The 24841-nt window shown below is 55.7% G+C and carries 28 protein-coding genes, 2 tRNA genes and 1 pseudogene; 9 read left to right on the top strand and 22 right to left on the bottom strand.

Annotation, left to right across the window (positions count from 1 at the left end; translation table 11 throughout):
• Together ABJF76_RS04555 and hisB are read right to left on the bottom strand one after the other, a co-directional pair.
• Positions 1–171: pseudogene (locus ABJF76_RS04555) on the bottom strand (imidazole glycerol phosphate synthase subunit HisH); the annotation flags it as partial.
• Positions 168–755, bottom strand: coding sequence for an imidazoleglycerol-phosphate dehydratase HisB (gene hisB, locus ABJF76_RS04550; protein ID WP_413821219.1), 588 nt, complete (start codon positions 753–755; stop codon positions 168–170). The pseudogene ABJF76_RS04555 and the gene hisB, both read right to left, overlap by 4 nt.
• A 138-nt stretch (positions 756–893) precedes the next feature.
• Here hisB and ABJF76_RS04545 point away from each other — a divergent pair, with 138 nt between their 5' ends.
• Complete coding sequence (locus ABJF76_RS04545; RefSeq protein WP_413821218.1) at positions 894–1133, top strand: Lrp/AsnC family transcriptional regulator; 240 nt, start codon at positions 894–896, stop codon at positions 1131–1133.
• A gap of 240 nt (positions 1134–1373) precedes the next feature.
• On the opposite strand, the gene ABJF76_RS04540 is transcribed toward ABJF76_RS04545, so the two are convergent.
• Entirely contained in the window at positions 1374–1628 is a 255-nt protein-coding gene (locus ABJF76_RS04540; RefSeq protein WP_413821217.1) for a hypothetical protein, read from the bottom strand.
• 90 nt (positions 1629–1718) lie between these two features.
• Here ABJF76_RS04540 and ABJF76_RS04535 point away from each other — a divergent pair, with 90 nt between their 5' ends.
• Positions 1719–2294: a YceI family protein gene (locus ABJF76_RS04535; RefSeq protein ID WP_413821216.1), complete on the top strand. Its 576-nt coding sequence runs from the start codon at positions 1719–1721 to the stop codon at positions 2292–2294.
• 86 nt (positions 2295–2380) lie between these two features.
• On the opposite strand, the gene ABJF76_RS04530 is transcribed toward ABJF76_RS04535, so the two are convergent.
• From ABJF76_RS04530 to ABJF76_RS04520, 3 genes are read right to left on the bottom strand one after another with little or no spacing between them, the layout of a single operon-like run.
• Positions 2381–3886, bottom strand: coding sequence for a tripartite tricarboxylate transporter permease (locus ABJF76_RS04530; RefSeq protein ID WP_413821215.1), 1506 nt, complete (start codon positions 3884–3886; stop codon positions 2381–2383).
• Between the two features lie 3 nt (positions 3887–3889).
• On the bottom strand, positions 3890–4378 hold the full coding sequence (locus ABJF76_RS04525) for a tripartite tricarboxylate transporter TctB family protein (RefSeq protein WP_413821214.1): 489 nt from the start codon (positions 4376–4378) through the stop codon (positions 3890–3892).
• Complete coding sequence (locus ABJF76_RS04520; RefSeq protein WP_413821213.1) at positions 4378–5358, bottom strand: Bug family tripartite tricarboxylate transporter substrate binding protein; 981 nt, start codon at positions 5356–5358, stop codon at positions 4378–4380. Before ABJF76_RS04520 ends, ABJF76_RS04525 begins: the two co-directional genes overlap by 1 nt.
• A 150-nt stretch (positions 5359–5508) precedes the next feature.
• Between ABJF76_RS04520 and ABJF76_RS04515 the strand changes: the two genes are divergently transcribed.
• Both ABJF76_RS04515 and ABJF76_RS04510 read left to right on the top strand, forming a co-directional pair.
• Entirely contained in the window at positions 5509–6867 is a 1359-nt protein-coding gene (locus ABJF76_RS04515; RefSeq protein ID WP_413821212.1) for an acyclic terpene utilization AtuA family protein, read from the top strand.
• The gene (locus ABJF76_RS04510; protein WP_413821211.1) at positions 6860–7174 is read left to right on the top strand and encodes a DUF4387 family protein; all 315 of its coding nucleotides are present in this window, start codon (positions 6860–6862) and stop codon (positions 7172–7174) included. Before ABJF76_RS04515 ends, ABJF76_RS04510 begins: the two co-directional genes overlap by 8 nt.
• 52 nt (positions 7175–7226) lie before the next feature.
• Here ABJF76_RS04510 and ABJF76_RS04505 read toward each other — a convergent pair whose 3' ends face one another.
• Together ABJF76_RS04505 and ABJF76_RS04500 are read right to left on the bottom strand one after the other, a co-directional pair.
• Positions 7227–7775, bottom strand: coding sequence for a YaeQ family protein (locus ABJF76_RS04505; protein WP_413821210.1), 549 nt, complete (start codon positions 7773–7775; stop codon positions 7227–7229).
• Between the two features lie 517 nt (positions 7776–8292).
• Positions 8293–8367: transfer RNA gene (locus ABJF76_RS04500), tRNA-Gly, on the bottom strand.
• A 138-nt stretch (positions 8368–8505) separates the two neighbouring features.
• Between ABJF76_RS04500 and ABJF76_RS04495 the strand changes: the two genes are divergently transcribed.
• Positions 8506–8868 carry a hypothetical protein gene (locus ABJF76_RS04495; RefSeq protein ID WP_413821209.1) on the top strand — a complete coding sequence of 121 codons (363 nt, stop codon included), beginning with the start codon at positions 8506–8508 and terminating at the stop codon, positions 8866–8868.
• Between the two features lie 78 nt (positions 8869–8946).
• On the opposite strand, the gene ABJF76_RS04490 is transcribed toward ABJF76_RS04495, so the two are convergent.
• The 7 genes from ABJF76_RS04490 to hisF form a co-directional block, all read right to left on the bottom strand.
• The gene (locus tag ABJF76_RS04490; RefSeq protein ID WP_413821208.1) at positions 8947–9339 is read right to left on the bottom strand and encodes a VOC family protein; all 393 of its coding nucleotides are present in this window, start codon (positions 9337–9339) and stop codon (positions 8947–8949) included.
• A gap of 44 nt (positions 9340–9383) precedes the next feature.
• Positions 9384–10532 (bottom strand): MFS transporter, encoded by a 1149-nt coding sequence (locus ABJF76_RS04485; protein ID WP_413821207.1) that lies wholly within the window; start codon positions 10530–10532, stop codon positions 9384–9386.
• Between the two features lie 157 nt (positions 10533–10689).
• A complete protein-coding gene (locus ABJF76_RS04480; RefSeq protein ID WP_413821206.1) occupies positions 10690–11412 on the bottom strand; it encodes an SH3 domain-containing protein in 723 nt (240 codons plus the stop codon).
• Positions 11413–11479: 67 nt separating this feature from the next.
• The gene (locus tag ABJF76_RS04475; protein ID WP_413821205.1) at positions 11480–14926 is read right to left on the bottom strand and encodes a pyruvate carboxylase; all 3447 of its coding nucleotides are present in this window, start codon (positions 14924–14926) and stop codon (positions 11480–11482) included.
• 127 nt (positions 14927–15053) lie between these two features.
• Positions 15054–15359, bottom strand: a complete 306-nt coding sequence (locus ABJF76_RS04470) for a phosphoribosyl-ATP diphosphatase (RefSeq protein ID WP_413821204.1) — start codon at positions 15357–15359, stop codon at positions 15054–15056.
• A complete protein-coding gene (locus tag ABJF76_RS04465; protein WP_413821203.1) occupies positions 15356–15775 on the bottom strand; it encodes a hypothetical protein in 420 nt (139 codons plus the stop codon). Before ABJF76_RS04465 ends, ABJF76_RS04470 begins: the two co-directional genes overlap by 4 nt.
• On the bottom strand, positions 15772–16533 hold the full coding sequence (gene hisF, locus ABJF76_RS04460) for an imidazole glycerol phosphate synthase subunit HisF (RefSeq protein WP_413821202.1): 762 nt from the start codon (positions 16531–16533) through the stop codon (positions 15772–15774). Before hisF ends, ABJF76_RS04465 begins: the two co-directional genes overlap by 4 nt.
• A 241-nt stretch (positions 16534–16774) precedes the next feature.
• On the opposite strand from hisF, the gene ABJF76_RS04455 reads away from it, so the two are divergent.
• Positions 16775–17233 (top strand): DUF302 domain-containing protein, encoded by a 459-nt coding sequence (locus ABJF76_RS04455; protein ID WP_413821201.1) that lies wholly within the window; start codon positions 16775–16777, stop codon positions 17231–17233.
• 3 nt (positions 17234–17236) lie between these two features.
• On the opposite strand, the gene hisA is transcribed toward ABJF76_RS04455, so the two are convergent.
• On the bottom strand, positions 17237–17956 hold the full coding sequence (gene hisA, locus ABJF76_RS04450; RefSeq protein ID WP_413821200.1) for a 1-(5-phosphoribosyl)-5-[(5-phosphoribosylamino)methylideneamino]imidazole-4-carboxamide isomerase: 720 nt from the start codon (positions 17954–17956) through the stop codon (positions 17237–17239).
• A 134-nt stretch (positions 17957–18090) separates the two neighbouring features.
• On the opposite strand from hisA, the gene ABJF76_RS04445 reads away from it, so the two are divergent.
• Complete coding sequence (locus ABJF76_RS04445; RefSeq protein ID WP_413821199.1) at positions 18091–18471, top strand: DUF2147 domain-containing protein; 381 nt, start codon at positions 18091–18093, stop codon at positions 18469–18471.
• Positions 18472–18544: 73 nt separating this feature from the next.
• Here the strand turns inward: ABJF76_RS04445 and ABJF76_RS04440 are convergent, their stop codons facing one another.
• The 3 genes from ABJF76_RS04440 to rlmB all read right to left on the bottom strand — a co-directional run bounded on the left by ABJF76_RS04440 (position 18545) and on the right by rlmB (position 20330).
• Positions 18545–19018: a CoA-binding protein gene (locus tag ABJF76_RS04440; protein ID WP_413821198.1), complete on the bottom strand. Its 474-nt coding sequence runs from the start codon at positions 19016–19018 to the stop codon at positions 18545–18547.
• Between the two features lie 224 nt (positions 19019–19242).
• Positions 19243–19482, bottom strand: coding sequence for a hypothetical protein (locus tag ABJF76_RS04435; RefSeq protein ID WP_413822517.1), 240 nt, complete (start codon positions 19480–19482; stop codon positions 19243–19245).
• A 71-nt stretch (positions 19483–19553) separates the two neighbouring features.
• Complete coding sequence (rlmB, locus tag ABJF76_RS04430; RefSeq protein WP_413821197.1) at positions 19554–20330, bottom strand: 23S rRNA (guanosine(2251)-2'-O)-methyltransferase RlmB; 777 nt, start codon at positions 20328–20330, stop codon at positions 19554–19556.
• Positions 20331–20452: 122 nt separating this feature from the next.
• On the opposite strand from rlmB, the gene ABJF76_RS04425 reads away from it, so the two are divergent.
• Positions 20453–20536, top strand: a tRNA-Tyr gene (locus tag ABJF76_RS04425).
• 225 nt (positions 20537–20761) lie between these two features.
• Entirely contained in the window at positions 20762–22147 is a 1386-nt protein-coding gene (locus ABJF76_RS04420) for a transposase (protein ID WP_413821196.1), read from the top strand.
• A gap of 305 nt (positions 22148–22452) precedes the next feature.
• Here ABJF76_RS04420 and ABJF76_RS04415 read toward each other — a convergent pair whose 3' ends face one another.
• From ABJF76_RS04415 to ABJF76_RS04405, 3 genes are read right to left on the bottom strand one after another with little or no spacing between them, the layout of a single operon-like run.
• The gene (locus ABJF76_RS04415) at positions 22453–23088 is read right to left on the bottom strand and encodes an aspartate/glutamate racemase family protein (protein ID WP_413821195.1); all 636 of its coding nucleotides are present in this window, start codon (positions 23086–23088) and stop codon (positions 22453–22455) included.
• Positions 23088–23924, bottom strand: a complete 837-nt coding sequence (locus ABJF76_RS04410) for an ABC transporter permease (protein ID WP_413821194.1) — start codon at positions 23922–23924, stop codon at positions 23088–23090. Before ABJF76_RS04410 ends, ABJF76_RS04415 begins: the two co-directional genes overlap by 1 nt.
• Positions 23924–24787, bottom strand: coding sequence for an ABC transporter permease (locus tag ABJF76_RS04405; protein ID WP_413821193.1), 864 nt, complete (start codon positions 24785–24787; stop codon positions 23924–23926). The genes ABJF76_RS04410 and ABJF76_RS04405 overlap by 1 nt, the downstream gene beginning before the upstream one ends.
• Between the last annotated feature and the right edge of the window lie 54 nt (positions 24788–24841).

The following is a 24841-nucleotide window of genomic DNA, read 5'->3' as shown; positions in this document are numbered from 1 at the left end:
AGGGAATGCGCCGTCGCCGGGTAATACGATCCGGTCAGCGCGCGCCACCACATCGGCGTCGGATGTCACAACGACCGTGCCTGCGCCCACGTCCGTGGCCATCTTTTGAAACGCTTTTTCCGCCGAATGCAGGTTGCCGCTTTCGTAATCGATCAGGGCCGTCAGGCTCATAGCGCACCCTTTGTCGACGGGATGGCGTTGGCCATGCGCGGGTCGACTTCCAGAGCCAAACGCAAGCTGCGCGCGACGGATTTAAACGCGGCCTCGGCGATGTGGTGGCTGTTTATCCCGTGCAGCATATCCACATGCAGCGTGATGCCCCCGTGCGTCGACAGCGCTTGAAAGAATTCGCGCACAAGTTCCGTATCGAAGGTACCAATTTTGGGCGTCGGCAAATCCACATTCCACACAAGAAACGGGCGTCCCGACAGATCCAAAGCACAGCGCACAAGGGCATCATCCATTGCCAACAAAAATGACCCATACCGCTGGATGCCTTTTTTGTCACCAACAGCACTGGCCAGCGCCTGACCGATGGCAATGCCCACGTCTTCGACCGTGTGGTGATCATCGATGTGCAAATCACCCTTGCAGCGCACCGTCATGTCGATCAACGCATGGCGTGCAAGCTGATCCAGCATGTGGTCAAAAAAACCAACGCCAGTCTGGTTGTCATAGATACCAGTGCCATCAAGGTTCAATTCGACCGAGATGTCGGTCTCGGCTGTGGTGCGGGTCAGGGTCGCGCGGCGCATGGGCTGCCTTTCACAAAAACATGTTGTGGTCTCTATAGGGGTGGGCGTGCAGGACGCCAAGACCTGTGCGCGCACCCTTGCGCCTTGCCGGGTGAACATGTCACTAAATCGGCACCCCATGCGAAAGGCCGCCTAGAGATGTCCACATGCGTTTTTGTCCAAATCCGTTGCCGTCCCGGTACCACCTATGATGTCGCCGAACAGATCGCCTTGCGCGAAATCCATTCTGAGCTGTATTCGACCTCGGGTGACTATGACTTGCTGATGAAGCTTTATGTGCCTGCCGATCAGGATGTGGGCAAGTTCATCAACGAGCACCTGCTAGATATCGACGGAATTGAGCGGTCGATGACCACGATGACATTCAAGGTGTTTTAAGACAGTCCTGAAGATCAAAATGACCGCGTGCTCGCCATTCATTCAGAGGGCCGCGAGCGGCACCTTGGAAATCAAAACCTGATGTCGCGGCTTACACAAGGGGCAGTCTTGGCCAATCGGTCCGGTCATTACGCATGCGCCCTGATTGCAGATGGTTTTACGGCTCGTACCCATTTCAGAAGCCGATAACAAAGTTAAACCCCTTCCGAGTGCCATCCAACCACCTTAGGCCGCACGTGGTCAATTTTGCCGCCGCCAAACCAAAGATGGATCGACAACTTTTTCCAACGCTTTGACGATTGCCTCTGGATCGGGGAGTTGCGCAAGTGGAACAAGGCCTTTTTTCAAGTTTGGTCCCATAGGCTCGCCAAATGGCCTTACTTGTCTAAGCGCAGCATCAGCGCCACGGGAATGCGCGTTTAAAACATTCCATATCGCGACAAAAGCCGGATCGGGATGTGGCTCAGGTATGCTCCCGCTCACGGATTTTGTCACGTCAACGTGATTGCCCTTTTTTACCCTAGCAATCGGGCGATCACCGACCCTTTAGTTGGCGCCATCAAATAACTTTGTCCGGAGATCAACATGCGTACCCTCATCACGCCAATCCTTTTGGCCACGCTTGCCTTGCCTGCTTTCGCCGAAACCCAAACATATAAAACCGACGCAGGCCACACCGAGGTTCGCTTTGGATGGAACCACGTGGGTGTCAGCACCCAACACGGCGAGTTCGACGAAGCAGAAGGCGTGTTGTCCATAGACACCGCTGACCTTAGCTCCGCCAAGCTAGATGTGACGATCGACGCCGCATCTGTGTCCACAGGGTTCGAACCATTGGACAAACACGTAAAAAGCGGGGATTTTTTGAAAGTGGAGGACTACCCATCGATCCGTTTCGTTTCAACCTCAGTCAACCAAATCGGTGACAGCACCGCCGATGTCGAAGGCGAAGTCACGTTGCGTGGTGTGACGGTTCCTGCCACCTTGAAAGTCGAGCTGATTCACCAAGGAGCGCACCCCACCGCGCAATTCTTTGACTACTACAACGGTGAATGGTTGGGCTTCCACGCCAAAGCTGAAATCGACACAGCCCCATTTGGCTTTGCTGTCCCTGTCGGCGTTTTGTCGTTCGATATCGCGACCGAAATGAAAGCTGAATAACAACGCCAGCAAGGGGCGGCCATCGCGCCGCCTCTTCCACTGACCATGCGGCACAAACTTAAACCGCACCCATTATATCACCGCACTTAGTCCTTTACGGCGTCAGGCTTTTTCAAAATCCCGCGCAGGAACATGGGTGCCACAAACCCGGCAATGGCTGCCACCCACAATCCAATCGCAATAGGGCTTGAGAAAAGGTAAGTCGGATCACCATCCGACAGGGTCATGGCGCGTCGCAACGCGTCCTCCATGTTACCCCCCAGCAGGATGCCAAGGATCACCGGCACCGTCGGCACATCGAGCTTGCGCAGGAAATAGCCAAGAATACCAAAGCCAACCAGCATCAACAGATCGAAATAGCTGCCCGTGAGTGCGAAAATCCCGGTCGTTGAAATCATCGTAACGCCGGGCAACAGGATCCACGCAGGCACCTGTAGGATTTTCACAAAGATCTTCACCATCGGCACGTTCATGACCAACAAGACCACGTTGGCGATCAACAGCGATGCGATCAACCCCCAGACAACATCCGGGTTATCGCGAAACAATGTGGGCCCCGGTGTGATGTTTAAAGTCATCAGCAACGCCAGCAAGACGGCCGTGGTGCCTGAGCCGGGCACACCCAGCGTCAGCATCGGAACCAAGGCCCCGCCAGCCGCCGCGTTATTCCCCGCCTCCGGTGCGGCGATGCCTTTGGGCACCCCTGTGCCAAATCCACCGTCCTTACCGGCGATGGATTTTTCAGTCATGTAGGCAAGGAACGACCCCAGCGACGCCCCTGCCCCCGGCAGCACACCTGCGATAAACCCAACGCCAGAGGCGCGCAGCATCGTCGGAACCGTTTCCTTGATGTATTTCCAAGGGATCGTCACTTTTTCAAGTACAACGCCAATCGACGATCCCTTGCCGTGTTTTTCGATGAAAAAGAACAGCTCGGCGATCGCGAACAACCCGACAATGGCCACAAGGAAATCGACCCCGTCGTATAAGTGCAGGTTTCCCCCCGTCAGGCGCGGCAACCCCGAAGATTGGTCCACCCCGATCATCGCGATGCCAAGGCCAATGCACGCGGCAATGGCGGACTTGGCTTGGTTATTGGAGGCCATTCCCCCGAGCGTACAAAACGCCAGCAGGTACAGCGCAAAATATTCGGCTGGGCCAAACAGAAAGGCCACGCGTGCCAGCACGGGCGCCAACAGAATCAAGCCTATCGTCGCCAACAGCGCGCCTACAAAGGATGCCGCCCCCGACAGCACCAGCGCATTGCCCGCCTCGCCCCGTTTCGCCATCGGATAGCCATCAAGCGTTGTCATCAACGCCGGTTCATCACCGGGGATATTCAGCAAGATCGAGCTGATCCGCCCCCCATACATCGCGCCGTAATAGACGGACGTCATCAAAACCAGCGCCGCTGTGGCATCAAGGCCAAGGGCAAAGGAAATGGGAATAAGGATCGCAACGCCGTTCGACGGGCCGAGGCCCGGCAGCGCCCCGATAATGGTGCCGATAAAGCACCCGATCACCGCCAGCATCAGCGTGTAGGGCGATAAGGCAACCGAAAAGCCAAGGGCGAGGTTTGCAAGCGTGTCCATAGATCAGTGCCCTACAAATGGAATGAGGATTGAAATCGCTTCCCACAGCTTTGCGGGTGTCGGAATGCGATAGGCCACAACATTGCCCAGCATCAGAATGAACTTGAACACCACAAACAGCCCAAGCGACAAACCAATGCCGGCCATGATTGCCTTTTTGGCATTCGGTGAAATCTGATAGCTTAGGATCGTCGCAGCAACGGCCGTGGGCAAGATAAAGCCCAAGGGCGCCATCAGCACCGAATAAAAGGCAAGTACAACAACCGCGATTGCCAAGTTCCCCCATGTGCGCCCATCGGGCCATTCAGGGTCAGGATCGGGTTTGAACACCAAAACCAGCGATGCCAACGCCGCCACTGCCCCAATCAGCAACGGGAACAGTTTGGGCAGGAATTCACCGGAAAAGAAATTTGTCTGAATCTGAGTGGCAGCCGCGATATACGCGACTGCCGTGATCAGAGTGACCAGACCGAAAATACGGTCTGATGGCATTACTGAGTGACCCCAAGCTCTTTGGACATGGTTGCAATGTCAGCAACCAGACCGTCGACATAAGATTGGAAGTCGCCGCCAACCCGTGTGAACGGGGCCAGACCGTTTGCGGCCATGGCTTCAGCCCATTCAGGGCTGTCGGCCACCTGTTGCAGCTTACCGGCCCATTCGTCGAACTTGGCGTCCGAGATACCTTTGGGCACGTACAGACCACGCCAGTTCACCGCGACAACAGGAAAGCCCTGTTCGGTGGCTGTTGCGATGTCGTCAAAGCCCGGCACGCGTTCATCTGTCAGAACTGCCAGAACGCGGATGTCACCATTGGCCAAAAAGCTGACGACTTCAGACATGTCGCCCGTCATCGCTTGGGTAAAGCCACCGACTGTTTGCGTGATCGCGTCTGCACCACCGTCAACGCCGATATATTTGACCTTTGTGATGTCGGTGAAACCACCTTCTTTCAAGATCATAAGTGGTTTGAGGTGGTCAAACCCACCCACAGCCGAACCACCTGCAAAGGCAACCGAACCGGGATCAGATTTGATCGCGTCGACCATGTCACCAAGGGTCTGGAACGGGCTGTCTGCAGCCACAACGATCACGCCGGGGTCGGCACCGATAGCACCGACAAAGCGCACTTGGTCTGCGGTCATGCCAGCATAGGCGTTTTGGGCCAGACGCGTGGTTGTCGCGCTTGATGCGGCCACGATCAGATCGGCATCGTCGCTGCGTTCATTGACGACGTTGCCATAGGCCAAACCACCACCTGCACCGGGCATGTTGGTTACTTGCACAGGCTTGTCGACTGCACCGATATCAAACAAAATTTTACCGATCTGACGGCATGTGAAATCCCAGCCACCACCGGGGTTGGCAGGCGCGATGCATTCGGCCGCGCTGGCTGTGGTTGTTGTGAGTGTTGTCGCCGAAACGGCAACGACTGCGCTCGTCAAAAGCGCCTTAAAAAGACGTTGTTTCATAGTTCCTCCCAGGTTTGTCCAAGCGGTTGTCTCCGCCTAAACCGTTTACTCTGTACGTAAACTGCATCAAGCTTGTCGCGATTGGTGCGCATTTGCAAGAATTCTTAAGCACCTTCGGCGAATTCAAAGGCTTCAAAGGCGAAATAGCTTATGACACGCGTGTTGATCCCATCGGGGGCTCTTGGGTTGGGATTTGACCACGATGCTTTGATGCGAGGCATCGCAAACAGGCCGGATATCATTGCCATTGACGGTGGGTCGACCGACAGCGGGCCTGCGTATTTAGGGCAAGGAGTGTCGAAATATTCCGCCGCATCTACACGGGTGGAATGGCGCGCCTTGTTGTTGGCGCGCGCGCAAGCGGGCGTGCCCTTGGTGATCGGCACCGCCGGGACATGCGGGGCCGACAGCACTGTGGATTGGTTGTTTGATCTGACAAAACAGATCGCCAAGGCCGAAGGGCTGACCTTAAAAATCGCTTTGCTGTATTCGGGGCAAGCGCCAAAAGACATCGCGCGCGCCTTGCATGGCGGCACATTGCAGCCTTTGCCCGCCGCGCCCGACATCGACGCACAGATCATCGAAAGCTGTACCAATATCGTCGCCCTTGCTGGGGCCGAACAAATCCAAGCCGCGTTGAAAACCGGGGCCGACGTGATCATCGCCGGGCGCGCAACTGACACCGCCACCATTGCCGCCCTGCCCTTGCTGCGCGGCGATCATCCAGGGGCCGCTTGGCACGGCGCCAAAGTCGGGGAATGCGGCGCTCTTGCCACCAGCCGGCCCAACACTGGCGTGATTCAGATCGATTTTGACAAGACCGGCTTTACGATCGAACCCCTTGCGGCAAACACCTATGCCACACCGGGCAGCGTTTCGGCGCATATGCTCTATGAAAATTCTGACCCGTTTGAGCTTTATGAACCGGGCGGTCATCTGGACGTGACGCATGCGACCTATGCCGCGCTTGATGCGCGTTCTGTTCGGGTCGAAGGATCGATCTGGGTGCCCGGCCCCTACACAGTCAAGATCGAAGGCGCGCGGGTTGCGGGTTATCAAAGCGTCAGTATCGCCATGCTGCGCGAGCGGCGCTATGTGGAAAACGCGCAAAGCTGGGCTGACGATATCACCGCCAAATGTCGCGCCAAAGTCGTTGACCGGATGGGGCTGGACCCCGCCGACTTTCAGATCGACCTGCGCCTGATTGGTGTCAACGCCGTGCTGGGTGCACTGGAAACACAAACGTCGTCCCCGCACGAGGTCGGCGTCATGGGCGTGGTGACAGCCCCAAGCGCAGACCTTGCCCTTGAAATCAACAAAATGCTGAACCCCTATCTGCTGCATCACCCCCTAGAGGAAGACGAGCCGATGCCGACCTTTGCCTTTCCGTTCTCGCCCCCCGAAATGGCGCGTGGGGCGATTTATGAATTCTGTCTGCACCATATTCTGACCTTGGACGATCCGATGGCGGCATTTAAGTTAGAGACGCACGAGGTGGCCCATGCCTGAACTAGGACAGATCGCTGACAAAGTCAGATCAAAAAATGCCGGGCCCTTTTGGCTGACCATCGACATCTTTTGCGGCGCGCCCGCACGCTTTGCACATATCACGCGGCACCTTGATGACGCCAAAATCGCCGAACTGCTGGCAACGCCTGTCGCGCAGCTGAAACGCTTTGATATTGCGGATCTGGATGTCGTCAAAATTTCAGTGCCGCGGCCCACGATCCAAGGCACCCGAGACGACCGCGACATGCACGGTGCCCAATGGGCCAACCTATTGGCTGAAATGGACATTCCTGCGCTGTCGGACTAACAAGCGCGCCCCAGCGTGCACCCCTATCAATGCGCGCCGGCGATTGCCCCAATCACTGATCAGCGTTTTTCCAAATCACAGGCGTCAGGTAAACGATGCTGTCATCCACGCTGACCATCACGTCCCCATCCTGAATGTTGACCTGAAGCTTCATCGCGCGACTGGCCAATTTTGCCAGTTCTAACGTGTCGCTTTCGGGCAAACTTGTGACCTCTAGATTGCCAAAGCGGGTGGTGCTGTCTTTGATCTTGTCCCACCACATCTCGGCCGTTCTGCCGCCATAGGGATAGACAATGACCTTGTCCGCTTTGCCGCAAGATTGACGCACAACTTTGTCACTCGGCAGCCCTAAAGCGACCCACAACTCAAGTTCTCCGCTTAGGCTTTTTTGCCAAATGTCGGGTTCATCATCCGTTGACAGCCCCTTTGTCATTTCCAGTTGCTCGTGCGCATTCAGCGCAAATGCAAGGATGCGCACCATCAACCGCTCATCCGTCTCAGACGGGTGTTTGGCAATGGTCAGCTTGTGGGTCTCGTAATAATGGCGATCCATATCAGAGACGGACAGTTCAACTTTGTAGATGGTCGATTTTAGCGCCATGATATGCCCCACAACAGCAAAGATAGCGTTGCCTAGTGCGTTTGGCGGCAATGTGGAAGCAGATAAACACCGCGCCCGTGCAGGATGAAGGTCCCCCGGGCGTCTTTCAACAAGGCGGGCGGAAGATACGGCACGTCGATGTGGAATGGTAGAAATAGTTGTTTGCAAAGATTGCGGAGACGATCGTCGTCAGTGACCTTTTGACCGGAACGCTCAAACCCTTGAATTGGCAAGTCAGGCGTTTGATGGCCAAACCGGTCACCTTCAGCCTGAGGACGTCAAAAACGACAACGCGGCAATTGTTCTGTCCGCCCTCTTTCGGCCGCCCAAGCCATAATCAATAAGGATTATACGAGAGCCTTGAATGTGTCCGCGACGTCGGAAATAGCCAAACAAGTGAACAGAGATGGAGGTTAAAGCGCGCTTTATCCTTACCAAAACAACACCGTAGCTCAGAACGACGAAGGGCCACCCGAAGGTGACCCTTATCGTAACCAGCTGGGTTTGCTGGTTAATTTGGAGCGGGCGAGGCGATTCGAACGCCCGACCCTAACCTTGGCAAGGTTATGCTCTACCCCTGAGCTACGCCCGCTTCCTTGAGGCGTGAGATACTTTCACCCGTCCGGCCCTGCAAGTGGAAAATCACACGGAACGGAAAAAAGTTGTTAGAACCAGAAAACAGCACGACAGAATGCCGAACCCCGCCCTTCAAAAAGAGATAAGCCGCCCCATGCACCGCTTTTTACACCTTATCGTTACGCTTTTTATGGTTCTGATCGCGCCTGCCACGCAAGCGCACGAAGGAACCCATGCGCCCGATGTGTTGGCAGTCGTAAATTCAGCGACCGTAATGGGACAAGACGTGGCGCTATCGCTGACGGTGACAGGTGCAGGCGGTCCATTGGCTTTGACGAGTCTATCTGCCGTTGGCGCACAACCCATTGTATTTGATCCGATCACTGTGAATTTTGCCCAAGACGTGACGGTCGAGGCTGTTCTAAGGTTTTCTGCCCCGCCTCCGGCCTCATTTACGCTTACGTTGGATTTTGGGCTGGTGGGTCAGAGCACATTGAATGTTGTGCCAAAACCGTAAGGCGAGAATGGCGAATAAAAACGATCGCGCGACGCTGATCGATCACTGCGAGCTGCGGGTTCAATGCGGTGATCCGGCTTAATCAGAAACCTCAGGCTTCTTTTCAATCAAGTCCCAACGGTTTCCAAACAAATCGCGAAACACCGCGACTGTGCCGTACACCTCGTAACGTGGGTCTTCTTCGAAGGTGACGCCCGCCGCGCGCAGTTTGGCGTGGTCGCGAACAAAGTCATCCGTTTGCAAAAACAGCCAAACCCGCCCGGCACCTTGATTGCCAATGGCCGCTTCCTGATCCGCCCCGTCTGCGCGGGCCAGCACAAACGTGCCCCCTCCCCCCGGAGGCCGGACTTCGACCCAGCGTTTGCGCCCCTGATCGATATCGGCGATCAGTTCGAACCCCATCTGAGTGCAATAAAAATCAATCGCGACGTCATAATCCGGTACGATCAAAGAGACTGAGGCAAGTTGCATGCCGCCAAAATTGCCAGTCCACGGCCCCGCGCGCAAGGGTTGCTTTAGGCCCGCCCCGCCCGCACAGCACCCGCCAACACCACAGTCAACGCGGCCAGCACCACAAGCACCGCAAAGCCGGTACGCAACGTTGTCGCATGGGCCACAAAGCCGATCAACGGCGGGCCAAGCAGCAACCCTCCGTAGCCAAGCGTCGACACCGAAGCGATGGCCGTGCCCGGCGACAAATGCGGATCGCGTGCAGCGCGCGAAAACGCCAGTGGCATGATAACAGCATAGCCCACCCCCATCAGCGCAAAGCCAAAAAGTGTCGCGCCGTAATTGGCCGAGACGATCGCGTATAGCGCGCCCGCGGTCGCAATCCCGCCCGCGATGCGCGCCGTCGGGGTTGGCCCCAGCGCGCGCGTGACCTGATCGCCCAACAGCCGTGTGATCACCATGGAGATCGAGAACACGCTATAACCCAAGGCCGCATGTGCAGCCGTGGCGTGCGTCATTTCAATCAGCAACAGCGCGCTCCAGTCCACCATCGCCCCCTCGCCCATCGACGTGCAAAACGCGATCACCCCCACAGCCACCAACGGCCCCCGAGGCAAAGGAAACAGTGGCATGTCCTTGCTAATGTTTCGGGTCGGCGACATCCAACCGATGCGTGCCCACGCCAGTGTGATCACGGCAAAGACCAAACCCACAGCGATAAAATGCAAAGTGATCCCAATGCCCCAATGTTCCGCGGCAAACCCGCTGGCGGCCCCCAGACCGGCACCCAGACTGAACATCGCATGAAAGGACGACATAACCGGACGGCCGATGTGGGTCTCGGCCTCGCCCGCCCATGTGTTCATCGCCACATCCATCGCCCCATGCGCTGCCCCAAACAACGCCAGCGCCACAGCCAGCGTCGCCACATTGGGCGCTATCGCGATCAAACCCAAGGCCACAGTGTACAGAACTGCGATCCTTAATGTGACAAAGGCCGCGCCCAAACGGTCGGCATAGCGCCCCGCCAGAGGAAAAGCTGCAATCGCACCTGCGGCCAGCAACAACAACAGCCACCCCAAATCGCCTGCATCAAGATCATAAAGCTGCGCAATCGCCGGAATGCGAGACGCCCAAATGCCATAAAGCGCCCCGTTCAAGACAAACATGGCAGAAACGGCGGTCCAAGTGGTGCGGTTTGTATGTGGTTGCACAGGCGCGATCCCAGCCAGTTGAAATGGGCAAAAGCCTGCCCCAGCGCACCCTGAGCCCCGCTCGTGTGCTGACACAAGGGATTTTCAAACCGGTTCGAAGCTTTGTTTCAATCTGCAAACAGATGTGCATCTTATGCATCAAAGCATCAAAGTGCCGCTACGGGTATTGCTGCCCAATGCGTTTGAAATATGCAGACAAGTGTGAACGGGTAATATCACTGTCATAACACAGGGGCGAACGACCACCTGGCTTTGACCATGCGCTGCGTTGTCCACACCGGCGTCCTGCTCGATCCCTGTTGTACGGGCACGGACAATTGCCCGGATACACCGAAATACTTTGTGATATCAGCACCTTATTGGCATTTTGAATGTCTGGCCTTGAGGGGGCGGAAATCGCGCGCTCACGTCGTGGCGCGGACACTGCAACAGGCGCCGGTTTGCGGTTGCTCAGGTAATCTTGAGACATCCAACCCACCGTCATAATGCCCGAGACAGAGCCTCTTACACGGCTCCATCCTGCTTGTGATTCCAGCACAACAAGTTTGGTGCCGCGACCAAAGGCGCCGACGCGTGCATTGGAAGTACCAGGCCCAGCGCGCACATTTACTCGGCTGCCAGTGACATATACATATGCGGGCGTACGGGTTTCGGGCACTGACGTGGTACTACGGAAAGCCACAGGTTGCGCGGTTTCTGAAAACAGCGCCTCTTTTTCGGGGTCATTGGGCAACGCCGTAATTTTGTCGGCCTTCACGACCACATGCGCTGAAGGGGTGGATAAAACTGAGGTGTCAGGTCCACCCGACTCGTCACCCAGCACAAGGCCAAGCCCAAAAAGCCCCACCATCCCATAGCCAGTCCATTTAAACACACCCATCGAAAATCAACCTCCAGTTGGAGGTTAACAATTGGTTAACACAATTCGCAAGCGTTAACGCTTGGTATCACTCCAATTCGACCAGCAAGTCCTTGGCGTCAATCTGCCCGCCGGGTGCCACATGCACCGCCTTCACGACCGCATCACGTTCGGCATGGATGCCCGTTTCCATTTTCATCGCCTCGATGGTCAGCAACAGATCGCCTTCGCTGACCTTTTGGCCGACTTGCACGCCCACGCTGGCCACCACGCCCGGCATTGGGGCGCCGATGTGGTCTGCGTTGCCGGCTTCGGCCTTGGGGCGTTGCACGGTGGTCGATTTCACCATGCGGTTCGGCACGCGGATCACACGGGGTGCACCGTTCAGTTCAAAGAACACCTTGGCTTCACCATCTTCGTTGGTTTCACCAACGGCCTGCAAACGGATTTCCAAAATCTTGCCTGGGTCAATCTCGGCCGAGATTTCTTCACCCGGCTCCATGCCGTAAAAGAACGTCTTGGTCGGCAGCACCCGGACGGGACCGTATGTGCGGTGACGGCCCATGTAATCAAGGAACACCTTGGGATACATCAGATATCCCGACAGATCCTCGTCATCGACCTCGCGTCCTTCCAATTGTTCGGACAAGTCCGTGCGCGTCGCTTCAAAGTCGACGGCAGGCACATCCGCGCCGGGGCGTGACAGGTTGGGCTCTTCGCCTTTCAGGATTTTTGATTGGATATCAACCGGGAAACCACCGGGAGGTTGGCCCAAATTGCCACGCATCATGTCGACAACTGAATCCGGGAATGCCACGTCTTTTTCCGGGTCTTCCACCTCGGTGCGCGTCAGCCCCTGAGACACCATCATCAGCGCCATGTCCCCCACCACTTTGGAAGACGGCGTAACTTTGACGATGTCGCCAAACATGTCGTTCACATCCGCATAGGTGCGCGCCACTTCGTGCCAGCGTTCCTCAAGCCCAAGTGATCGCGCCTGTGCCTTGAGGTTGGTGAACTGCCCGCCGGGCATTTCGTGCAAATACACTTCGGAACTTGGGGCCTGCATGCCGCTTTCAAAGGCCGCGTAGTGCTCGCGCACCGATTCCCAATAGTCCGAAATGTCACGCACCGCATCGATATCAAGGCCCGTGTCGCGGTCTGAATTCTGCAACGCCTCGACAACTGAACCAAGCGTGGCTTGGGATGTATTGCCCGACAGCGCGTCCATGGCACAATCGACGGCGTCCACGCCAGCCTCGGCTGCCGCCAGAATAGTGGCCGTCGCAATGCCCGCGGTGTCGTGTGTGTGGAAGTGGATCGGCAGGCCGACTTCTTGTTTCAACGCCTTGACCAGCACGCGTGCAGCGGCAGGTTTCAGCAGCCCGGCCATGTCCTTGAGGCCCAGCACATGTGCGCCTGCATCTTTGAGCTGGTTGCCCATCTCCACATAGTATTTCAGGTCATATTTCGCACGATCCGGGTTCAGGATATCGCCGGTATAGCAAATTGTACCTTCGCAGATTTTGTTCTGCTCTTGCACCGCATCCATAGCGACGCGCATGTTTTCCACCCAGTTGAGGCTGTCAAACACGCGGAACACATCCACGCCTGTGTCGGCGGCAACGCGCACAAATTCTTGCACCACGTTGTCGGGATAGTTGGTGTAGCCCACCCCATTGGCACCGCGCAGCAGCATTTGCGTCATCAGGTTCGGCATGCGTTCACGCAGATCGCGCAGGCGCTGCCATGGGCATTCCTGCAAAAAGCGATAAGCCACATCAAACGTCGCCCCACCCCAGCATTCCATGCTGAACAGTTGCGGCAAGTTGGCGGCATAGGCCGGTGCGACCTTGATCATGTCGTGGCTGCGCATACGCGTAGCCAGCAAAGATTGGTGCCCGTCGCGCATCGTTGTGTCGGTGATCAGCAGTTGTTGTTGTTGCTTCATCCAATCGGCAACCGCCTGCGGACCCTTTTGTTCCAACAGATTACGGGTCCCCATTTGATGCGACGGATCCGCCTGCAAGGCCGGTGGTTTTGGCTGTTTCAGATCCGTGCGGGGGCGTGGGCGGTCTTTGACCTCGGGGTGCCCGTTCACAGTGATGTCGGCGATATAGGTCAGCACCTTGGTGCCACGGTCGCGACGGCGCTTGAATTGGAACAGGTCCGGCGTCTCGTCGATGAACTTGGTGTGGTAGGTGTTATCAAGGAACGTCGGGTGCTTGAGCAAGTTTTCGACAAAAGAGATGTTGGTACTGACGCCGCGAATACGGAATTCACGCAGCGCGCGGTCCATGCGCGCGATCGCCATTTCAGGGGTCGGTGCCTTGGCGGTGACTTTGGTCAGCAGGCTGTCGTAATAGCGCGTGATGACGCCGCCAGCATAAGCAGTGCCGCCATCCAGACGAATGCCCATGCCCGTGGCCGAACGATAGGCCGTTAGACGACCATAATCGGGAATAAAGTTGTTTTGTGGGTCTTCGGTGGTGATCCGGGTTTGCAGGGCGTGACCAGTCAAACGCACATCATCTTGGCTGTCTTTTCCGGTGGCTTCGGCAATGGTTTTGCCTTCGGCGATCAGAATTTGGGCGCGCACGATGTCGATGCCGGTGACTTCTTCGGTCACGGTGTGTTCGACTTGGACGCGGGGGTTTACCTCGATGAAATAGAATTTGCCGTCATCCATATCCATCAGGAATTCGACGGTGCCGGCGCATTCATAACCCACGTGCTTACAGATTTTGTGACCCAATTCGCAGATATCTTTGCGCTGCTTTTCGGTCAGGTACGGTGCGGGTGCGCGTTCAACGACCTTTTGGTTGCGCCGCTGCACAGAACAGTCGCGTTCAAACAGGTGGTACATGCCGCCATGTTTGTCGCCAAGAATTTGCACCTCAACGTGGCGCGCCTTGAGGATCATCTTTTCAAGATATCCCTCGCCGTTGCCAAAGGCGGCTTCGGCTTCGCGGCGACCCTCAAGCACCTTTTCCTCGACCTCGGATTCGTCTGCGATGGGGCGCATCCCGCGCCCGCCGCCGCCCCATGACGCCTTAAGCATCAACGGGTATCCAACTTCTTTGGCCTCGGCTTTGATCGCTTTCATGTCGTCGCCCAGCACTTCTGTGGCTGGAATGACGGGCACGCCAGCCTCGACTGCCACGCGACGCGCCGAAGCTTTGTCGCCCAGCGCGCGCATGGTTTCGGCGCGCGGGCCAATAAAGGTGATGCCGTTTTGTTCGCAGGCATCCACGAATTCAGGGTTTTCCGACAGCAGACCATAGCCCGGGTGGATCGCATCAGCGCCACTTTCGCGCGCCACGCGGATCATTTCTTCGATGCTGAGGTAGGCGGCAACCGGGCCCAGCCCCTCGCCGATGCGGTAGGCTTCGTCAGCCTTGAAGCGGTGCAGACCTAGTTTGTCTTCTTCGGCGTAGACGGCGACCGTTTTCTTGCCCATCTCATTGGCGGCGCGCATGATGCGGATCGCAATTTCGCCCCGGTTTGCAATGAGGATTTTGTTAAATTCGGGCATAGTACGGATACTCCAATGCGGTCTTTGCAGGTGCAGCAAATCTTTGATTGTGCAGTTGCAGCACTTATTAAGGCGTTTGCTTGCGCTCAGCAACTCGTAGTTCTGGGTAGAAATGGGCCATTTACGGTTATCGCGCGGCCTTTTCTGCGATCCCGGACGTGCCTTGACGGCGCGCCAGCTCTGTCATCACGTCCGACAGGTCCACATCGCGCGCGGCCAGCATCACCAACAAGTGGTACAAAACATCTGCCGCTTCGCTGGTCAGCGCCGCCTTGTCATCCTTTATGGCTTCGATGATGGCCTCGATCGCTTCTTCCCCGAATTTCTCGGCACATTTTTCGGGGCCCTTGGCGAACAGTTTTGCTGTCCAAGAACTGTCAGGGTCTGCGCCTTTGCGGGCTTGGATCGTGGCAAATAGGTCGTCTAAGGTCATCTGTGCAACTCCGCCAAACGGGTATCTTTCATAAAAATCGCATCCACCATTGCAAACGCCTCGGGCGCAAAAGAAGACCCAACGATGTCTGCCCTGTCCAGATAAGTTGCCGATGCCCCATCGCCTTGGCTTTTCGTATCCAAGACGCGGAAACCTTCTGTCTCGACATTATATTCTAAATCGAAAACCCACCGGTTTTCCGCCAGAGCCCCGTCACTCCAATCCCCGGTCGCGATGCGAAACACAGCTGGGTGTTCTGGATGCGCACCTGAAAAGCGCACGAAGTAAAATCCAAGCCAACCATTGGGGCCTTCGATGTCTCCGCTGATCTTTGTCGTTGTTTTACCACAGCAATCGCACGGAATCTGCTCGTGATCGCCTTCGAGAACAGTGATCTGTTCCCAGACCTGTGTCATGTCAGCCTCATGGCGAGGCCTGCGGCCGCCATGTGGGCCTTGGCCTGTGCAATTGTGAAATCCCCAAAGTGAAAAATCGACGCGGCCAGCACCGCAGAAGCACCACCTTGCGTCACGCCGTCCACGAGGTGATCAAGAGTGCCGACGCCGCCCGACGCGATGACGGGGATAGAAACCGCATCAGAAATGGCGCGCGTCAGTGGCAGGTTGAAACCTGCGCGCGTTCCGTCACGATCCATTGAGGTCAAAAGGATTTCCCCTGCCCCTTTTGCTGCCGCCATGCGTGCAAAATCCACGGCATCGATGCCAGTTGGTTTGCGGCCCCCGTGGGTAAAGATCTCCCATTTGCCGGGGCTGACGGTTTTGGCGTCGATCGCGCACACGATACACTGGCTGCCAAACTGATCAGCCGCGCGTGTCAGCACATCCGGGTCCGCCACAGCGGCCGAGTTGAACGACACCTTGTCAGCGCCCGCCAACAAAAGCGCGCGCACATCCGCCACCTCGCGCACGCCGCCCCCCACTGTGAGTGGGATAAAACACTGTTCAGCGGTGCGCCGCACCAGATCAAACATTGTGCCGCGGTTTTCGTGGGTCGCGTGGATATCGAGAAAGCAAAGCTCGTCCGCGCCCGCCGCATCATAGGCGCGCGCAGCTTCGACAGGGTCGCCTGCATCCACAAGATCGACAAAATTAACGCCTTTGACAACGCGGCCATCGGCGACATCCAGACAGGGAATGATACGGGTTTTAAGCATGGAGTGTCTGATAGAGCGCTTTGGCCTCGGTGAAAAGGGCACGCTGGGGTGGCGATACATTTGAGCGGTGGAATTGAGTATTTGTAGAACAATGAAGCAAATGTGTTCGTCCATGCAACGACGTCATGTTTGCCTAATGGGTGTGGCTGTGCATGATCACTGACAAGGTGCGTTGTTCTGTCAGGAAAGCGTATCAGTACGGTTTGCTTAATATTTTGTACGACAATGAGGAGATAACGTTATGAAAATGTTGATCGCGCTGGCGCTCAGCTTGGTTTTGGGAGGAACGGCTATGGCCGAGGATCACAGCAAAGACATCGTGCGCAAAGCCGCCAAGGCAGGCGTTGTGGAAACTGTGGACCAATTAGTGGCCACGATGGAAGGTGCGGGTCTGAAGATCTTTGCCCGCATCGATCACGGGGCTGGTGCCCAGTCGATTGGTGAAGATGTTGGCGCATCGCAGCTGTTGATCTTTGGCAATCCCAAAGTGGGTACACCTGCCATCAAAGATGACCGCATTTCGGGATTGTTTTTGCCGCTCAAGGTGTTGGTCTATGAAGATGCCGAGGGCAAGACGATGATCGCCTATGAAACGCCCAAAGCGAACCTTGGTAAGTTGGGTGGCGTGTCTGAAGACGCCCCCTATCTGGCTGTTATGACAGGTGCATTGGCGAAATTCACCGATGGCGTGGCTGAATAAGCTTTAGCTTTTCAACACATCAAGGGCGGCGGCCAGATCAATGGCCCCGTCATACAAGGCCCGCCCCGATATCGCGCCTGCGATAATGTTGGTGGCCTTGAGCGCGCGCAAATCCTGCACCGATGACACACCCCCCGATGCAATCACGGGAATGCTGACGGCGCTTGCCAACGCCTCGGTGGCATTGATGTTTGGCCCGCCCATTGCACCATCGCGGTTGATGTCGGTGTAGATGATGGCCGCGACGCCTGCATCCTCGAACGACTTGGCAAGGTCTGTGGCATCCACATCCGTCTCGTTCGCCCAGCCTTTGGTCGCGACTTTCCCGCCACGTGCATCGATGCCGACTGCTACATGGCCGGGGAATGCGCGTGCCGCTTCGCGCACCAAATCGGGGTTCTCGACGGCGACGGTGCCAAGAATGACGCGTTCTAACCCCTTGTCGAGCCACATCTCGATCGTGGCCATGTCCCGGATACCGCCGCCCAATTGGGCCGGGACCGGGCAGGCTTTTAGAATTGCTTCGACCGGGGCCGCGTTGATCGGTGCGCCAGCAAATGCGCCGTTCAGATCAACCAGATGCAGCCACGTGCAGCCCGCTTCCACAAAGGCCCGCGCCTGCGCGGCAGGGTCGTCGTTGAACACAGTTGCGCTGTCCATGTCGCCATGTACTAGGCGCACGGCCTGCCCGTCTTTAAGGTCGATGGCGGGGTATAGGATCATGGTGTGTTGGCCTTTCGCAGCAGTTGCGCGTCGTTTGTCACCTTGCGTCACGATTTGCAACGCGACCCTAGGTCATTGTTGATTTGGAATGGCAGGTTGCCGCAAGGTTTCGCCCATAGTGGAGGAGAACACGCATGAAACATATGATAATTGCAGCGGCAATGACAGTTTTGGCAGGCACGGCTTTGGCCGATCCGGTCGAGGGCACATGGAAAACGCAAGTTGACGATGGCGCTTTTGCCCATGTCGCCATGACGACATGTGGCGCCAAAATCTGTGGAACAATCGCCAAAGCCTTTGACGCCAACGGCCCGATTGCGTCCGAGAACATCGGAAAACAGCTGGTTTGGGACATGGTGCCGGGCGGCAATGGCAACTATGGGTCGGGCAAAATCTGGCAACCCTCAACCGGCAAGGTCTTTAAATCAAAGATGGCGCTAAGCGGTAATACACTGAACGTGTCGGGCTGTGTCGGCCCTTTTTGCAAAAAACAGACATGGTCACGGGTGAACTAAGTCACCCAAACACTTGGACCGTTTTTAAAACCCGCGCCGCATAGGTGCGGGTTTTTTTATGCCCCCTGCCCGTTTACAACTTTGACGAAATTATTCCCGTATTGAAGCCACCCATGCGCAATTCACCAAACAAGCGTTGGTATTCGATCTTTGGACAGCGATTTTGGATCACCGTCACACCGCGCGCGCGCGCCTTTTCTGCGGCTTGTGCGTGGAACACGCCGATTTGCATCCAAATGGTTTTGAGGGCCGGAAAAGTGGCCAATGCTTCGTCGACAATCTCAGGCACCGCGTCAGATCGGCGAAAGATGTCGACCATGTCTATGGGCGGTGTCAGATCGCCAAGGCTTGCGACGACGGGTTTGCCCAATAACGTTTGCCCTTCATAGACTGGATTCACTGGAAACACAGTGTACCCTTTAAGGCCAAGATAGCGCGCCACAAAATAGCTGGGCCGTACCGGATTGGTCGACACGCCCACGACGGCCACTGATTTTGCGCCCTTTAGCACATCGCGTAAATGCTGATCCGAATAGGTTTCGTTCATATTTCCCCCTGCCGTTGGGGCCATGCTGACAAAAAAACGCCCCGATCGCAAAGCGAAAGGGGCGTAAAAGGTATGGAACGAGGGACAGTGAAAAAGTCTGCAGGAGTTCCGTGCCTACAGTTCATGAATTGAAGATACGGCTTTGAGTGCAAAGAGATAGTGAGTCTCTCAAAGCTGTGAACGAACGTTTGAAAAAGAGAGGTTTTGAGCGCTTTGTTACAAAATCAGTCAAAAATATCTTCGATAATCTCAAACGCGTCTTCAAACATCTCTCCCCAAGGGGATTTCTTGCGTTTGGTTTTAGACTTTTTTTGTTTCTTGGGCTTGTTGGCGAAACTGCGCACCCTTGACGGACCCACCAATTCGCGATCGCCTGAATGGTGGCGCGGCAACATCTTGAGATCGTGCAACGGTGCCCCGCACCCCGAACAGGCCAATTCGTGGCGCGTCGCTGCGCTGAGCACCAATGCCGCACGGGTGCCGCAATAGCAGCAAGTGGCAATTTTGGTCGGATAAGCGATGTCTTTGCCCCCTTTTATGCGTGATCCTTAGATGCATATAGGGCAATCGCCGCCGCATTTGAGACATTGAGCGACCCAAACCCAGCATGTGCGTCAATCCGCACCAACATATCGCAGGTTTCGCGCGTCTTTTGGCGCAGACCCGGCCCTTCGGCACCCAGAACCAATGCGATGGGACGATCTTTGCCCCCTTGCAGGGCCGTTTCTATGGTGTGATCTGCCTCGCCGTCGAGCCCGAGCACTAGATAGCCCATGCCCTGAAGTTCAATGATCGCATCCGCCAAATTGCGCACTCGTACGTAAGGCTGACGTTCCAGCGCACCCGAGGCGGTCTTGGCCAGCGCGCCGGTTTCAGGTGCTGCATGATGGCGCATCCCGATAACGGCAGAGGCCCCCAGCACTTCGGCCGATCGAAGAATCGCGCCAACATTGTGCGGGTCCGTCACACGATCGAGCAGAATCAGGCGCGGATTTTCCGCCCCAATCGCCACATCGGCAAGATTGCCCCACTCTAATGGCTTAACTTCTAACGCAGCCCCTTGGTGCACCGACCCCGGATCAAGAGGCGCTGTAAACTTGCGCGCATCGACCACTTCGGGCGTGATACCCGCAGCTTCGATTGCATCGGCCAGCTTGTTTTGCGCATTCAGCGTCACAATCAGCCGCACTTTGATGCGATTGGGGTTCACCAGTGCATCGCGCACGGCGTGATGCCCAAACAGCCAAACCGTGGCTGCGGCATCCGCCCTTTTCGACTGTTCTTTCTGGACGACCCATTTGGGTTTTTTCATCTCAACCTCACTGATGCGCGGGCCATGTTACCGGCGCACTGATTTTCTGCCTTGACCCTTCAATACCGTGGCGATAGTCACGCGCTCACGCCAGTTCGGGTTTAACGACCTAATGGCGTAGTGGGCGACAGGCCGCAAGGTGTGGCAGGGGACTGTAACTCCCTCGCGGAGACGCACGCCTGGTTCGATTCCAGGGTCGCCCACCACTTAATATTTTAAAAACAACCGCTTAGAGGGCGCGCACGCGACGGTACCCCCTATGGGTCTTCCATTTAAAAGATTGCTTTCGTGATGGCTAACTAGTTAGCCCGGAAAACGTCTTAACAGTCAGAAAATTAAACGGAAGTTTTGGCTAATTCTGTTGAAAAACTCTTGTTGATTTGAAGTGCTATCACTGATTCAATTTACCTGTAAATGCAGGGGGATTGACGATGTTAGGACCAAAGCAAGAGGCGCAAGGCGCGTTGTTTTATGAGTTCTCGATTGACGATCATGTGCCTCAAGATCATCTGCTACGTTCGATTGATCGGTTTGTGGACCTGAGCAGCATTCGGGCACATCTTGCAGAATCCTACAGCCACACTGGCCGTCCATCTATTGATCCAGAACTACTGATCCGCATGCTTCTTGTTGGGTATTGCCTCGGCATCAGGTCCGAGCGCAGGCTTTGCGAAGAGGTGCATCTCAACCTTGCCTACCGCTGGTTCTGCCGCCTTGACCTTGCGGACCCAGTACCGAACCATTCGACGTTTTCGAAGAACCGGCACGGGCGTTTCCGCGATAGTGGTCTTCTGCGTCACTTGTTTGAAACGAGTGTGGCACGTTGCATTGCAGACGGTCTCGTCAGTGGCCAACGCTTTGCGGCAGATGCCAGTTTGATCGAGGCGGGTGCCAACAAACAGAACTCGACACGGAAGGAAGATTGGGACACTGGCACCATCAAGCCAGAGGATGCGCCGCGCGCCGTGCGTGAGTATCTCGACGTTCTTGACGATGCGGCCTTCGGCGCGGCATCCGAGGTGGAACCCAAGTTCACATCCCACTCTGACCCTGCAAGCCAGTGGACTGCGGCACGCAAAGGCCCCGCGTTCTTTAGCTATTCCACAAATTATCTCATCGATACGGATTACAGCGTAATTGTTGACGTTGAAGCGACACGGTCGATCCGGCAAGCTGAAGTTGGGTCTGTTCGCACGATGTTGGATCGGGTCAAGGACACATTTGATCTGCATCCTGAACGCATCATAGCAGATACCGCTTACGGATCAGGCCCAATGCTTGGCTGGTTGGTCAAGCGTGGGATCGCGCCACATATTCCAGTGATTGATCAAGCGAAACGAGCAGAAGGCGTTTGGACCAGAGATGCCTTCACATGGGATCCGGAAAGTGATCGTTACATCTGCCCTGAAGGTCATGATCTTAAACAATTCCGTCGCAATTACTCAGACCCGAACCGAGGGCCAACCGGCAAAGGGACAGCGAGGTATCGTTCACTTAAACTGACATGTCAGGCCTGTCCCTCGAAAGCTCAATGTTGCCCAGATAGCGACACACGAACGATAAACCGTGAACCAAACGAAGGCGCCCGCCAGGTTGCCCGCGACATATCCAAGACCAAACAATATGTCATCTCGATGCGGCTCAGAAAGAAAGTGGAAATGCTCTTCGCCCACCTCAAACGCATTCTCGGCCTCGGAAGGCTGCGATTACGTGGACCATGCGGTGCAAACGATGAATTTCTCCTCGCCGCAACCGCCCAAAACCTTCGTAAACTATCCAAGATCTTTCCTGCACTGCAGCAAACGCGCAAGGCCTGACAAAAAAGGCGCTTACGCCCCATACAAGGGGCGACTTTCTGCGCTAGCAACACAGTGTTTTTCCACAGAATGGGCGGAAACTAGACCTTCGCTGCGGGTACAAACCAGATTGCACAGCGCGAAAAAAGCGGTCATTCCTAGCGACGATACGGTCTTTTGAATATGCAAACGCAGCTCGGGTCCGCAAGGAACCCACTTTGCCTGATACTCCAGTCTGAGTGAATTCCTGCAAGCGCAGATGTGTCTTCGTTCATTGTTGGCTGGCAATCTTGATTATGAGCGGCACCTCTATCTTAGAACAGGCGCTACTTGGCCAGAAGCACCGCGAGCTGCGCAGCTGATCGGACACCGTCAATTAACCGAACAGTTCCAGTTTCACTAAGATATTCTGGGATATGGACCATACCGGCACAGCCAAGGACGACTGTCTCAACTTTGTCTTCAGAGACAGCACGATAGATTTCACGCACGACGGCAGGTGCGGTTCCGGTTGGGTCTGTCTCTAGATCTAAAACAGGTACACCACAGGCGCGGACGCGGGCCAGTTGTGACGTGAAGCCGTAGGCATCGATGTTGCTTTCCAGAATAGGCACAGAAACAGACAGGGTGGTTACGACTGAAAATCGGTGCCCTGAAAGTACAGCCATGTGATATGCGGCTTGGCCGATACCAATGACTGGACATGACGCAATGTCGCGGGCGGCGTCCAGCCCTGTATCATCAAAGCAGCCGATGATAATCGCCTTTGCGCCTGCATCAGATGCTTGACGCACCAGCGTCAGCAAAGGGGGAATGCAGGCCGCGCCGTCCTCAGCGCCTTGGATGGCGGCGGGTCCATTGTGGGAGGTCCAGCCCTCCAGCGCGACGCCCGCTTTCGATGCCGTTTCCACCATCACTTGCGTCATAGCCTCTGTGCAGTTGGGGTTGATCAGGACAATCATCAGACGGCCTTTCCCGCGTCGCTGCCTGCGCGCGCTTTACGGCGATTGCTGAGGAGTGCGAGGGCGAGGAACACACCAATGATCAAAAGCGAGAATAACGTTGTCAGCGTGCCAAGAGCATACAGCACGGGCGAGGTCACATTGGTCGTCATCCCGTAAATTTCGAGTGGCAAAGTGTTGTAGCTACCTGCCGTTAACAAAGTGCGCGCGAATTCGTCATAGCTGAGCGTGAAACCAAACAATGCGACGCCAATCAGCGAGGGTGCAATTATTGGCAAAACAACATGGCGGATTGTTTGCCAAGGGGATGCCCCTAGATCGCGGGCGGCTTCTTCGAAGCTTTTGTCGAAACGGTTAAAAACCGCGAACATGATCAGCAGGCCGAAGGGCAGCGTCCATGTCAGCTGTGCGCCAAAGCCGGAGGTCGACCAATGCACATCGAGCCCACTTTGCGAAAACAGCAACCCAACGCCCAACGACACAAGGATTGACGGGATCACCAGCGCCGTAATGATCAGGTAGAACAGGATGCGAGAGCCTGCGAATTTCTTGCGAAAGGCTAAGCCACCCATAACTGAGGCGACCACAGTTGTGACCATGACCATCAGGCCCAACACGATTGAACGGCGAAAGCTGCCCCAAATGTCACCGACGGCCTGTTGTTCGAACAGGTCGTAGAACCAATACATGGATACGCCACGCATCGGAAATGTAAGCCCACCACCTTCGCCTTGGAACGACAGTATGCCAATCGTCAGGGTCGGACCGTAAAGGAACAGCACAAACAGCGCGAAGAAAGCGGAGAGGACGTAGAATGATTTTGGGCGCGGTTCCATTACAGTTCCTTCCGAATGTCGACAAAGCGTAAAAGGATGCCGATGGTGATCAGTACTGTCGCCAGCAATACAATTGCCGTGGCCGACGCGCTTGGGTATTGCAGCAAAGCGATGTCGTTTGAGATCAAACGACCGACGTTCGCGGATTGGCTGCCCGACATGAAACGAACTGTTATGAAATCGCCCATCACCAGTGTGACAACGAAAATGGTGCCAATCATAATCCCTGGCTTGGTCAACGGTATAATGACGTTCCACAAGATTTGTGCGCCGTTTGCACCTGCATCCCGCGCAGCTTCGATCAGGGATTTGTCGATCCGCATCATCGTGTTGAAGATCGGTACGACCATGAACAAGGTGTAGAGGTGAACAAATGCGAGGATGACGGCGAAATCTGAGAACAACAGCCATTCTACCGGTTCGTCTATTATGCCCCAAGACATCAGCGTGGAATTGGCGATGCCATTGCGACCGAGAAATGGGATCCAGCTGATCATGCGGATGATATTAGAGGTCCAGAACGGGATTGTGCACAACAGGAAAAGTGCGATTTGCCATGTCAGGCTACGAATATGGAATGCCAAATAGTACGCAACGGTAAACCCGATGACCAAGGTAAAGGCCCATGTAATGAATGCATATTTGAACGTGTTGAAAAATACGGTGTAGATGACGGGTGACCCAAACAGGAACGCGTAATTGTCCCATTCAAAGGCCGGAATGATGGAAAATTCGGTCGCACGCCAAAAGCTGACAACTAGGATTAGGACAATCGGCATCACAAGAAAAACCAGCAGCACAGCCGCAAGAGGAGACACCATCAGCCATCCGGTTACATTGCGATTTTCTAACAGCTTTTTCATGAGTATTCTTTGTATTGATTGGGGTGGGTGCGCCGTTTGGCGCACCCGTTGGTC

It is taken from the genome of Tateyamaria sp. (genome assembly GCF_039940735.1).
GTDB lineage: Bacteria > Pseudomonadota > Alphaproteobacteria > Rhodobacterales > Rhodobacteraceae > Tateyamaria.
Note: the sequence above shows the minus strand (reverse complement) of the source record. Positions and strands in the feature narration are given on the sequence as shown.

Excerpts from the sequence above, each read along its gene's own strand:
- ABJF76_RS04490 (WP_413821208.1), bottom strand. The coding sequence starts at position 9,339 with ATGCAACTTGCCTCAGTCTCTTTGATCGTACCGGATTATGACGTCGCG.
- rlmB (WP_413821197.1), bottom strand. The coding sequence starts at position 20,330 with ATGAAAAAACCCAAATGGGTCGTCCAGAAAGAACAGTCGAAAAGGGCG.
- hisB (WP_413821219.1), bottom strand. The coding sequence starts at position 755 with ATGCGCCGCGCGACCCTGACCCGCACCACAGCCGAGACCGACATCTCG.
- ABJF76_RS04525 (WP_413821214.1), bottom strand. The coding sequence starts at position 4,378 with ATGCCATCAGACCGTATTTTCGGTCTGGTCACTCTGATCACGGCAGTC.
- ABJF76_RS04510 (WP_413821211.1), top strand. The coding sequence starts at position 6,860 with ATGCCTGAACTAGGACAGATCGCTGACAAAGTCAGATCAAAAAATGCC.
- ABJF76_RS04420 (WP_413821196.1), top strand. The coding sequence starts at position 20,762 with ATGTTAGGACCAAAGCAAGAGGCGCAAGGCGCGTTGTTTTATGAGTTC.
- ABJF76_RS04545 (WP_413821218.1), top strand. The coding sequence starts at position 894 with ATGTCCACATGCGTTTTTGTCCAAATCCGTTGCCGTCCCGGTACCACC.
- ABJF76_RS04405 (WP_413821193.1), bottom strand. The coding sequence starts at position 24,787 with ATGAAAAAGCTGTTAGAAAATCGCAATGTAACCGGATGGCTGATGGTG.
- hisF (WP_413821202.1), bottom strand. The coding sequence starts at position 16,533 with ATGCTTAAAACCCGTATCATTCCCTGTCTGGATGTCGCCGATGGCCGC.
- ABJF76_RS04530 (WP_413821215.1), bottom strand. The coding sequence starts at position 3,886 with ATGGACACGCTTGCAAACCTCGCCCTTGGCTTTTCGGTTGCCTTATCG.
- ABJF76_RS04480 (WP_413821206.1), bottom strand. The coding sequence starts at position 11,412 with ATGGGTGTGTTTAAATGGACTGGCTATGGGATGGTGGGGCTTTTTGGG.
- ABJF76_RS04465 (WP_413821203.1), bottom strand. The coding sequence starts at position 15,775 with ATGACACAGGTCTGGGAACAGATCACTGTTCTCGAAGGCGATCACGAG.
- ABJF76_RS04515 (WP_413821212.1), top strand. The coding sequence starts at position 5,509 with ATGACACGCGTGTTGATCCCATCGGGGGCTCTTGGGTTGGGATTTGAC.
- ABJF76_RS04520 (WP_413821213.1), bottom strand. The coding sequence starts at position 5,358 with ATGAAACAACGTCTTTTTAAGGCGCTTTTGACGAGCGCAGTCGTTGCC.
- ABJF76_RS04505 (WP_413821210.1), bottom strand. The coding sequence starts at position 7,775 with ATGGCGCTAAAATCGACCATCTACAAAGTTGAACTGTCCGTCTCTGAT.
- ABJF76_RS04495 (WP_413821209.1), top strand. The coding sequence starts at position 8,506 with ATGCACCGCTTTTTACACCTTATCGTTACGCTTTTTATGGTTCTGATC.
- ABJF76_RS04445 (WP_413821199.1), top strand. The coding sequence starts at position 18,091 with ATGAAACATATGATAATTGCAGCGGCAATGACAGTTTTGGCAGGCACG.
- ABJF76_RS04470 (WP_413821204.1), bottom strand. The coding sequence starts at position 15,359 with ATGACCTTAGACGACCTATTTGCCACGATCCAAGCCCGCAAAGGCGCA.
- ABJF76_RS04455 (WP_413821201.1), top strand. The coding sequence starts at position 16,775 with ATGAAAATGTTGATCGCGCTGGCGCTCAGCTTGGTTTTGGGAGGAACG.
- ABJF76_RS04415 (WP_413821195.1), bottom strand. The coding sequence starts at position 23,088 with ATGATTGTCCTGATCAACCCCAACTGCACAGAGGCTATGACGCAAGTG.
- ABJF76_RS04410 (WP_413821194.1), bottom strand. The coding sequence starts at position 23,924 with ATGGAACCGCGCCCAAAATCATTCTACGTCCTCTCCGCTTTCTTCGCG.
- ABJF76_RS04440 (WP_413821198.1), bottom strand. The coding sequence starts at position 19,018 with ATGAACGAAACCTATTCGGATCAGCATTTACGCGATGTGCTAAAGGGC.
- ABJF76_RS04535 (WP_413821216.1), top strand. The coding sequence starts at position 1,719 with ATGCGTACCCTCATCACGCCAATCCTTTTGGCCACGCTTGCCTTGCCT.
- hisA (WP_413821200.1), bottom strand. The coding sequence starts at position 17,956 with ATGATCCTATACCCCGCCATCGACCTTAAAGACGGGCAGGCCGTGCGC.
- ABJF76_RS04475 (WP_413821205.1), bottom strand. The coding sequence starts at position 14,926 with ATGCCCGAATTTAACAAAATCCTCATTGCAAACCGGGGCGAAATTGCG.